We start from the raw sequence: 9,072 nt of genomic DNA on the forward strand, positions 1-9,072 counted from the left end.
GGCCCGGCGCTGCAGCTCACCCAGGCGCAGCGCGGCGGTGTCGGAGCCGAACACCCGCCGGGCCTCGGGGTCGCGGGGGTCGGCGGGCTCGCGCAGCAGCAGCGCCGCACCCCCGACCCGGGCGGCAGGCACCAGCGCGACACAGATCCCGGACAGCATCGCGGCGATGTCGGCGTGCGCCACGGAGGTGGCGCCGGCCTGCAACGCGACCCGCACCAGGGCGGGGGCCGGGTCGGGCGTCGGCCGCCCGGTCGTGCCGGAGGTCCAGAGCGAGGCCGCCATCTCGTCCCTTCCGCGTCAGCTCCCGCGAGCGGGGTTCGTGACACAGCGTCGCGGGTGTGGTGGCGAGGATAACGATCGTGGTCCGCGCCGCGGACGGCGGCTCGCCCGGCCGTCCCGACGATCACCGCAGGTGACCGGATCGGACGGCCACGGTGACTGCGGGTGTCCGGTCGGTCCGGTGCGGCGGACGTCGTCCCGGCAGGACCCGGCGGACCGCGTAGGGTTCACGGTCGTACCGCGGGAGCCCGCGCACCGAGGCTGAGAGGGCGGCAGGACCGGCCGCCGACCGTTCGAACCTGATCCGGGTCACACCGGCGTAGGGAGGCCGCCCCGTGCTGTCACGTGCTCTCCGTCCACTCGCCGTCGCGCTGGCGCTCGCGCTGGCCCTGTCCGGCTGCGCCGCGGAGGACGGCTCCGGCGGCTCCGCCGGGGGCGGGCCGATCCGCGTCGCGCTGGACTGGACGCCGAACACCAACCACATCGGGCTGTTCGCCGCCCAGCAGGCGGGCTACTTCCGCGACGCCGGCCTCGACGTCGAGTTCCTGCCGTACAACCAGACCTCGCCGGACACCCTGGTCGGTTCCGGCGCCGCGGACTTCGGCGTCGGCTTCCAGGACTCCTTCACGTTCTCGAAGGCCGCGGGCGCCGACATCACCTCGGTGATGGCGATCCTGCAGCACTGGGCGACCGAGATCGCGGTGCGCTCCGACCGCACCGACATCCGGCGCCCGCGCGACCTCGACGGCAAGATCTACGCCGGATTCGGCGGGCCCGGTGAGAACCAGAAGATGCAGGCCGTGATCCGGGCCGACGGCGGGCGCGGCGACTTCCGCACCGAGGTCCTGTCCACCGCGGCCTACGAGGCGCTCTACTCCGGCCAGGCCGACTTCACCGAGCCGTTCGTCAACGTCGAGGGCATCGAGGCGCAGCTGCGGGGCGAGCCGATCCGCACCTTCCGTTACACCGACTACGGCTTCCCGGACTCCTACAACGTGCTGCTGCTGGGCAACTCGACCTGGCTGCGCGACCACCCCGACCGGGCCCGCGCGTTCGTGCAGGCCGTCCAGAAGGGCTACGTGCTGGCCGCGCAGGACCCGGCGACCGCGGCCCGGATGCTGAAGGAGGCCAACCCCGGCGCGTTCACCTCCGACGCGCTGGTCGACCGGGGCGCGCAGATGCTCAGCGAGCGTTTCCTGCGCGACACGCAGGGCCGCGTCGGGTTCCAGACCCCGCAGCAGTGGGCCGGGTTCTCCGGGTTCCTCTACGACACGGGCACCGTCGCGGGGCCGGACGGCGCCCCGGTGCGGCAGAAGCCGGACTTCTCGACCTGGTTCACCAACGACTACCTGGCACCGTGATCCGCCGGCTGTGGCCGGCCGCGGCGCTGGTCACCGTCCTGCTGGTCGCCTGGCAGGTCGCGGTCACCGTCGCCGGCGCCCGCCCCCAGGTGCTGCCCTCGCCGCTGCGGGTGGTCGAGCAGGGCTGGGCGTTCCGGGCCGAGCTGTGGGCGAACACGCTGCCGACGGTCCAGGTGACGCTGATCGGGTTCACCGTCTCGATGGTGCTGGCCTGGGCGGCCGCGGTCGCGGTGGACTTCTCGCCGTGGCTGCGCCGGGCGCTGACCCCGCTGCTGGTGGCCTCGCAGACGCTGCCGGTGGTCGCGATCGCCCCGCTGCTCATCATCTGGTTCGGTTTCGGCCTGCTGCCGAAGGTGCTGGTCATCGCGCTGGTGACGTTCTTCCCGGTGGCGGTCGGGCTGATCGAGGGCTTCGCCGCGACCGACCGATCCGCGACCGCGCTGCTGCGGTCGATGGGGGCCTCGCGCTGGCAGCGGTTCCGCTACGTGCGGCTGCCCGGGGCGCTGCCGTCGTTCTTCACGGCGCTGCGGATCGCGATCACCTACGCCGTCACCGGGGCGATCTTCGCCGAGTACGTCGGCGCCCGGGCCGGCCTGGGGATCTTCATGCAGCTGCAGAAGAACCAGTTCCGCACCGACCTGGTGCTCGCGGCCGTCGGCGTGACCGCGGTGCTGTCGGTGACGCTGTTCGCGCTGACCTTCCTGCTGCAGCGCCTGGTCACGCCCTGGTACGTGGCCGACCACGACGGACACGGTGCGCGGTGAAGGTCGTGGTGAGTGACCTGTCGGTCTCCTACGGCGACCTGCCGGTGCTGTCCGGGGTGAACCTGGACGTCGCGCCGGGGGAGTTCGTGACGCTCGTCGGGCCGTCGGGGTGCGGCAAGTCGACGCTGTTCGGGGCCCTGGCGGGCATCCTCGACGGGGCGACGGTGACCGGCGGGATCGAGGTCGACGGCGGCCCGGTGCGCGGCGCCCCGTTCGGCCTGATGCCCCAGCAGGACCTGCTGTTCCCGTGGCGCACCGTGCTCGACAACACCACCCTCGGGCTGGAGGTCGCCGGCGTGGGGCGCCGCGAGGCCCGCGAGCGTGCCCGCGCGCTGTTCGAGCCGTTCGGGCTGGCCGGCTTCGAGGACGTCCGCCCGGGTGCGCTGTCGGGCGGCATGCGCCAGCGCGCGGCGCTGCTGCGCACCGTCGTCGGGGGGCGCGAGGTGCTGCTGCTCGACGAGCCGTTCGGTGCGCTGGACGCGCTCACCCGGACCGCGATGCAGGACTGGCTGGAGTCGGTGCGCGCCCGCTACGGCTGGACGACGGTCCTGATCACCCACGACGTGCGGGAGGCGGCCCTGCTGTCGGACCGGGTGCTGGTCTTCTCGCCGCGCCCGGCGACCGTGGTGCGGGAGGTCGTCGTCGACGCCGGGCGGCCGCGCAGCCGTACCGACCCGGCCCTGGCCGCGGTCGAGGCGGACCTGCTGGAGACCCTGCGCGGCTGAGGGGGATCGACCCCGGGGGCGGGGACCGGTGGTCGCCGCCCGCCACGGCGTTCCGGTGCCGTTGCGGCCGTCCGGATCGTGCCGCAGGACAACAAAGTCGATGTTCGTGACCGGATCGTGATGACGAAAGAGGAACTCTCTCGATTCAGAAGGCTGTCGTGGAACCGGTTCCGCCCAATACGTTGGCGCTCGCAACATTCACCCGTTCGTGATCATGCGAGCGGTCCACAACGTGGTGGAGGGAGACCCCGATGGGGGCACGGAACACGGGGCGCGGTCCCCGGCTGCGTCGGGCGGTCGCGGCGGCGGGCCTCGGCCTGCTGCTGGCCGTCGCGGGCTGCGGACAGAACAGCGCGGGCGGCGGCGGGGAGTCCGCGGGCGGCTCCGGCGACTCCGGGGGCGGGGTGAAGGTCGGGGTGATCCTCCCCGAGACCGACTCCTCGGCCCGCTGGGAGGGCTTCGACAAGCCCATGCTGGACAAGGCGCTGCGCGCCGAGGGCATGGACCCCGACATCCAGAACGCCCAGGGCGACGAGCAGAAGTTCTCCACCCTGGCCGACGGGATGATCTCCAGCGGCGTCAAGGTCATGATCATCGCATCGATCAGCAGCGACGGCGGGACCGCCGTCGCCCAGAAGGCCAAGGCCCAGGGCATCCCGGTCATCGACTACGACCGGCTCAACCTCGGCGGCGTCAGCGACTACTACGTCTCCTTCGACAACGAGAAGGTCGGCGCCCTGCAGGGCGAGGGCCTGGTCCAGGGCATCGGCGACAAGCCGGGCGCCCAGGTCATCGAGATCGAGGGCGCGCCGACCGACAACAACGCGACCCTGTTCTACAACGGCCAGCAGACCGTGCTGAAGCCCAAGTACGAGTCCGGGGCGCTGAAGCTGGTGCAGAGCCAGAAGATCGACAAGTGGGACAACCAGGTCGGCGGCACCACCTTCGAGCAGATCCTCACCGGTAACGGCGGCAAGGTCGACGGCGTCGTCGCCGCCAACGACGGCCTCGCCGGCGCCATCGTCACGGTGCTGGCCAAGTACGGCCTGAACGGCAAGGTCGTGGTCACCGGCCAGGACGCCACCGCCGACGGGCTCGCCGCGATCCTGCGCGGGGACCAGTACATGACGGTGTTCAAGCCGATCGAGCAGGAGGCCGAGGCCGCCGCGAAGCTCGCCGGTGCCCTGGCCAAGGGCGACACCGCGGCCGCCGACGGCGTCGCCACCCAGACGGTCGAGGACCCGAAGGGCAACCGCGACGTCAAGTCGGTGCTGCTCGAGCCGCAGCTCATCACCAAGGACTCGGTCAAGAAGGTCACCGACGCCGGCTACGTCAAGGCCTCGGAGATCTGCAACGCCGAGACCCAGGCCGCCTGCGGCCAGCTCGGCATCAAGTAGGACCCGCAGCCGGACCGGGCCGCGGCGGAGACCCCGCCGCGGCCCGGCCGACGCCCACGTGGAAGGTGCCCGAAAGTGGCCGACCCCATCCTCTCCCTGCGCGGTGTGTCGAAGAGCTTCGGCGCCGTGCAGGTCCTGCACGACGTCGACCTGACCGTGCGCGCCGGCGAGGTCACCGCGCTCGTCGGCGACAACGGCGCGGGCAAGTCCACCCTGGTCAAGTGCGTCGCGGGTATCCACCCGATCGACTCCGGCGAGGTCCTGTTCGAAGGGGCGCCGGTGACCGTCGCCGGGCCGTCGGATGCCTCCCGGCTCGGCATCGAGGTCGTCTACCAGGACCTCGCGCTGGCCGACAACCTCGACATCGTCCAGAACATGTTCCTCGGCCGCGAGCGCGGCCGCTCCTGGATGCTCGACGAGGGCTCGATGGAGCAGGCCGCGCGCGACACCCTCGCGTCGCTCTCGGTCCGCACCGTCACCTCGGTCCGGACCCCGGTCGCGTCGCTGTCCGGCGGGCAGCGCCAGACCGTCGCCATCGCCAAGGCGGTGCTCTGGGACTCGCGCGTCGTGCTGCTCGACGAGCCGACCGCAGCGCTCGGCGTCGCCCAGACCCGCCAGGTGCTCGACCTCGTGCGACGGCTGGCCGAGCAGGGCCTCGGCGTCGTGCTCATCAGCCACAACATGGCCGACGTGTTCGAGGTGTCCGACCGGATCACCTGCCTCTACCTCGGCCGGATGGTCGCGCAGGTCCCGACCCGCGAGGTCACCCACTCCGACGTCGTCCAGCTCATCACCGCGGGCCGCTCCGGCGAGCTCGGGCTGCCGCGGCCCGAGCAGGCGGTGACCTGATGGCCCCCCACCCCGATCCGTCCGGCCCCGCCGGCCCGGGAGGAGACACCGTGACCGAACGGACGCCCGCGCCCGAGCAGGAGCAGAGCGCGGCCCGCCGGGTGAACCCCGGTAACCGGGCCGCCGACTTCGGCATCGACACCACCGCCCGCACCACCCGCGAGGCGATCACGACGTACCTGCGCGGCCTGCGTGGCGGTGACCTGGGCTCGCTGCCGGCGCTGCTCGGCCTGGCCGCGCTGTTCGTGCTGTTCAGCGTGCTGGACTCGGGCGGCACCTTCCCGAGCCTGCTCAACCTGGCGAACCTGCTCCAGCAGGGCGCCGGCCCGACCATCATCGCGATGGGCCTGGTGTTCGTGCTGCTCACCGGGGAGATCGACCTGGCCGCCGGTACGGCGTCCGGGCTGGCGGCGGCATTGATGGCACTGCACCTGATGAGCGACGGCAACGTACTCGGCGCCACCGGCACCACCGTGTTCGTGCTCCTCGTGGCGGTGATGCTGGCCGGTGCCGTGCTCGCCGCGCTGGTCCGGGTGTGGGCCGGGTCGGTGATCAGCCTGCTCACCGCGGTCGTGCTCGTGATCGGGGTCCCGGCGAACGCGTTCACCGTGATGGGGCTCGCCGTCGGCGTCGGGGTGGTGATCGGCTGCCTCACCGGGTTCCTCGTGGCCCGGATCGGGATGCCGTCGTTCGTCGTGACGCTGGCGTTGTTCATCACGTGGCAGGGCGTGATCCTGCAGCTCATCGGCGACGGCGGCACCATCGCGCTGCGCGACCCCTTGATCAACGCCGTGGCGAACGGCAATCTCTCGGTCACGGCGTCCTGGGTGCTGTTCGTGGTCGTCGCCGGCGGCTACGCGGCCGTCCAGGTGGTGCGCCTGCGGACCCGGCGCCGCGGCGGACTGGTCGCGCCGCCGACGGGGCTGGTCGCACTCAAGATCGGGGCGGTGGTGGTGCTCGGCGGGCTGGTGACGTTCGCACTCGTGCAGGACCGCTCGCCCGGCGTCATCGCGATCGCCGGGATCCCCTACGTCGTCCCGGTCGTGCTGGTGCTGCTCGTCGCGGGCACCTGGGTACTCGACCGGACCCGGTTCGGCCGGCACGTCTACGCCGTCGGCGGCAACCGGGAGGCCGCGCGCCGGGCCGGCATCGACGTCGCCCGCATCCGGGCGTCGGTGTTCGTCATCTCCACCGCCTTCGCCGCGATCGGCGCGATCGTCTACTCGTCGAAGATCGGGTCGGTGAACCCGGCGGCCGGTGGCGGCAACACCCTGTTGTTCGCGGTCGGCGCCGCGGTCATCGGGGGCACGTCGCTGTTCGGCGGCCGCGGCCGCATCAGCAACGCCGTCATCGGCGGCACGGTGCTCGCCACGGTGCAGAACGGTCTGGGCCTGCTCAAGCAGCCCGCCGCCGTCGTGTTCGTGGTGACCGGCCTGGTGCTGCTGCTCGCGGCCGGTGTCGACGTGGCGTCACGGCGCCGGGCGGCGGCCAGCGGCCGGTGACATGACTCAGCCCGGATCGGGGACCCGGCCCGACGACGCGCGCCGGCACAACCGGGCCGTCCTGTTGCGCCGGCTGCACGTCGAGGGTCCCTGCACCCGCGCGACGCTGGCCGGCGAGCTCGGCCTCAACCGCAGCACGATCAAGGCGGTGGTGGACGGGCTCGCCGAGGCGGGCGTCGTCACCGAGGCCGTCCCGGCCCAGCGCTCCGGGGCCGGGCGGCCGTCGCTGCTGGTGCTGCCCGACCCGCAGGCGGCGGTGGTGCTCGCCGTCGACATCCGGGTCGAGCAGGTCGCGCTGGCGATGGTCGGCATCGGCGGCCAGATCCTGGGCCGGCACAGCTGGAACCTGCACCGCACCACCCGGCTGCCCGGCGAGGTGATCACCCACCTCGCCGAGTCCGCCGCCCTGCTGCGCGACGAGCTGGGCGTCGCCGAGCAGGCGGTCGGGGTCTCGGTGCCCGGCGTCGTGCGGCGCTCCGACGGCTTCGTGCACGAGGCGCCCAACCTCGGCTGGCGCGACGTCGAGCTGGGTGCCCGGCTCGCCGCCGTCCTCGCCCGGCCGGTGCAGGTCGCCAACGACGCGGAGGCCGGCGCACTCGCCGAGCACCTGCGCGGGATCGGCCGGGACGTCGCCGACATGGTCTACCTCTCGGCCGACGTCGGCGTCGGCGGCGGCGTGGTGTCCGGCGGGCAGCCGCTGCGCGGCACCGGCGGCTACGTCGGCGAGCTCGGTCACCTCATGGTCCGCCCGGACGGGCGGGAGTGCTTCTGCGGCTCGCACGGCTGCTGGGAGACCGAGGTGGGCGAGCCCGCGCTGTGCCGCGCGCTCGGCCTGCCCGAGGACACCCCGCGCGGGGTGCTCGTCGCGGAGCTGCGCGACCTGGCCGTCGTGCCGGGCCGGGCCGACCGGCTGCTGGAGGGCTACGCCGGGTGGATGACCGCCGGGCTGGTCACCGTGGTGAACATGCTGGCCCCCGAGCTCGTCGTGCTGGGCGACCTGTTCGGCGCGCTGCCGCCCTCGGTGGTCGAGCGGATCGGGTCCGAGCTGCGCCGGCGCAGCCTGGTGAGCCGGGCCGCGGGCGGGACCCGACTCGCGGTCTCTCCGCTCGGCCGCGACGGCGCGCTGGTCGGCGCGGCCGAGATCGCGTTCGAGCCGGTGCTGGCGGCGGTCTGACGGAGAGCGGGCCGGACGGCACCGCTCCCGGCGTCCCGCGGGCTCAGGCCAGGTGGCCGGCCAGCTCGGGCAGCGCGCCGACGGTGAAGGTCGGTGGGCTGAGGTACCCGGGCCAGGTGTCGCCGTGGCGCTCCAGCCAGGCCGTCGCCATGCCGGCCCGGGCGGCGCCGTGGAGGTCCCACGGGTGCACCGCGACCATCACCGACTCGGCCGCGTCGACCCCGCAGGTCCGCAGCGCATACGCGTAGGAGGCGGGAGCCGGCTTCCAGATCCCGGCGTCCTCCACCGACAGCACCGCGTCGAACTGCTCGCGCAGGCCGTGGTCGCCGAGCAGCCGCTCGGCCACCGACGCGGCGCCGTTCGACAGCGTCACCAGCCGCAGCCCCGCGGACCGCAGTGCCGCGACCCCGCCGTGGACGTCGTCGTGCACCGGCAGCTCCAGGAACCCGTCGACGACGTGCCGCGCGCCCGCGTCGGGTTCGGCGACCCCGTGCCGGCGCAGCAGCCCGGCCGCGGTCGCCCTCGCCAGCTCGGCGAAGGGCGTCAGCTCCCCACCGGCGGCCTGCGCCATGCCCTCGCGCAGGGTCGCGGCGAACCACAGCGGCCCGAGCCCCTCCGGGGCGCCCAGCGCGGCGAACCGGGCCCCCATCGGGGTCAGGTCCGACAGGGTCTCGTTGACGTCGAACACCACGGTCGTGATCGCCATCCCCCTACCCTCACAGGTGTGAGCGCTCCCCGCACGGTGCTGGTCCTCGGTGGTACGACCGAGGGCCGGGCCGCGGCCGCCGCGCTGGCAGGCCGGGACGATGTCCGGGTCGTGTCGTCCCTGGCCGGGGCGGTGCGCAGCCCGGCCCTGCCCGACGGCGAGGTCCGCATCGGTGGGTTCGGCGGTGCCGAGGGGCTGGCCGCGCACCTGCGCGCCGAGCGGGTCGCGGCGGTGCTCGACGCCACCCATCCGTTCGCCTCGACGATGACCGCGAACGCGGCCGCCGCCTGCGCGGGGACCGGGGTACCGCTGGTC

General features: G+C 73.7%; 9 protein-coding genes, 1 pseudogene and 1 riboswitch. Of the genes and pseudogenes, 8 read left to right on the plus strand and 2 right to left on the minus strand.

Annotated features, from left to right (window positions below; translation table 11 throughout):
• Window positions 1-282 (minus strand): annotated as a pseudogene (locus GTW08_RS10780) (hypothetical protein); the annotation flags it as partial.
• Between the two features lie 235 nt (window positions 283-517).
• Window positions 518-607: riboswitch (TPP riboswitch) on the plus strand.
• Between the two features lie 7 nt (window positions 608-614).
• Here GTW08_RS10780 and GTW08_RS10785 point away from each other — a divergent pair.
• The 7 genes from GTW08_RS10785 to GTW08_RS10815 all read left to right on the plus strand — a co-directional run bounded on the left by GTW08_RS10785 (window position 615) and on the right by GTW08_RS10815 (window position 8,051).
• Window positions 615-1,640 (plus strand): ABC transporter substrate-binding protein, encoded by a 1,026-nt coding sequence (locus GTW08_RS10785; RefSeq protein ID WP_073577039.1) that lies wholly within the window; start codon window positions 615-617, stop codon window positions 1,638-1,640.
• Complete coding sequence (locus GTW08_RS10790; RefSeq protein ID WP_174565898.1) at window positions 1,637-2,404, plus strand: ABC transporter permease; 768 nt, start codon at window positions 1,637-1,639, stop codon at window positions 2,402-2,404. Before GTW08_RS10785 ends, GTW08_RS10790 begins: the two co-directional genes overlap by 4 nt.
• A gap of 8 nt (window positions 2,405-2,412) precedes the next feature.
• Window positions 2,413-3,129, plus strand: coding sequence for an ABC transporter ATP-binding protein (locus GTW08_RS10795; protein WP_253068892.1), 717 nt, complete (start codon window positions 2,413-2,415; stop codon window positions 3,127-3,129).
• A gap of 251 nt (window positions 3,130-3,380) precedes the next feature.
• The gene (locus GTW08_RS10800) at window positions 3,381-4,526 is read left to right on the plus strand and encodes a sugar ABC transporter substrate-binding protein (RefSeq protein WP_073577037.1); all 1,146 of its coding nucleotides are present in this window, start codon (window positions 3,381-3,383) and stop codon (window positions 4,524-4,526) included.
• A gap of 75 nt (window positions 4,527-4,601) precedes the next feature.
• Entirely contained in the window at window positions 4,602-5,375 is a 774-nt protein-coding gene (locus tag GTW08_RS10805) for an ATP-binding cassette domain-containing protein (RefSeq protein WP_073577036.1), read from the plus strand.
• Between the two features lie 50 nt (window positions 5,376-5,425).
• A complete protein-coding gene (locus tag GTW08_RS10810; protein WP_073577035.1) occupies window positions 5,426-6,877 on the plus strand; it encodes a sugar ABC transporter permease in 1,452 nt (483 codons plus the stop codon).
• A 1-nt stretch (window position 6,878) separates the two neighbouring features.
• Window positions 6,879-8,051: an ROK family protein gene (locus GTW08_RS10815; RefSeq protein ID WP_062404671.1), complete on the plus strand. Its 1,173-nt coding sequence runs from the start codon at window positions 6,879-6,881 to the stop codon at window positions 8,049-8,051.
• A 43-nt stretch (window positions 8,052-8,094) separates the two neighbouring features.
• Here GTW08_RS10815 and GTW08_RS10820 read toward each other — a convergent pair whose 3' ends face one another.
• Window positions 8,095-8,757: a haloacid dehalogenase type II gene (locus tag GTW08_RS10820; protein ID WP_161151844.1), complete on the minus strand. Its 663-nt coding sequence runs from the start codon at window positions 8,755-8,757 to the stop codon at window positions 8,095-8,097.
• 18 nt (window positions 8,758-8,775) lie between these two features.
• Here GTW08_RS10820 and GTW08_RS10825 point away from each other — a divergent pair.
• Window positions 8,776-9,072: precorrin-6A/cobalt-precorrin-6A reductase (locus GTW08_RS10825; RefSeq protein ID WP_346009890.1), on the plus strand; the 297-nt coding region annotated here is incomplete at its 3' end.

Origin of the sequence: Pseudonocardia sp. SID8383 (genome assembly GCF_009864975.1) — a bacterium.
Classification (GTDB): domain Bacteria; phylum Actinomycetota; class Actinomycetes; order Mycobacteriales; family Pseudonocardiaceae; genus Pseudonocardia; species Pseudonocardia alni.

What these genes read in the sequence shown, in the direction of transcription:
- GTW08_RS10800 (WP_073577037.1), top strand. Translation starts at nt 3,381, where the DNA reads ATGGGGGCACGGAACACGGGGCGCGGTCCCCGGCTGCGTCGGGCGGTC.
- GTW08_RS10815 (WP_062404671.1), top strand. Translation starts at nt 6,879, where the DNA reads ATGACTCAGCCCGGATCGGGGACCCGGCCCGACGACGCGCGCCGGCAC.
- GTW08_RS10820 (WP_161151844.1), bottom strand. Translation starts at nt 8,757, where the DNA reads ATGGCGATCACGACCGTGGTGTTCGACGTCAACGAGACCCTGTCGGAC.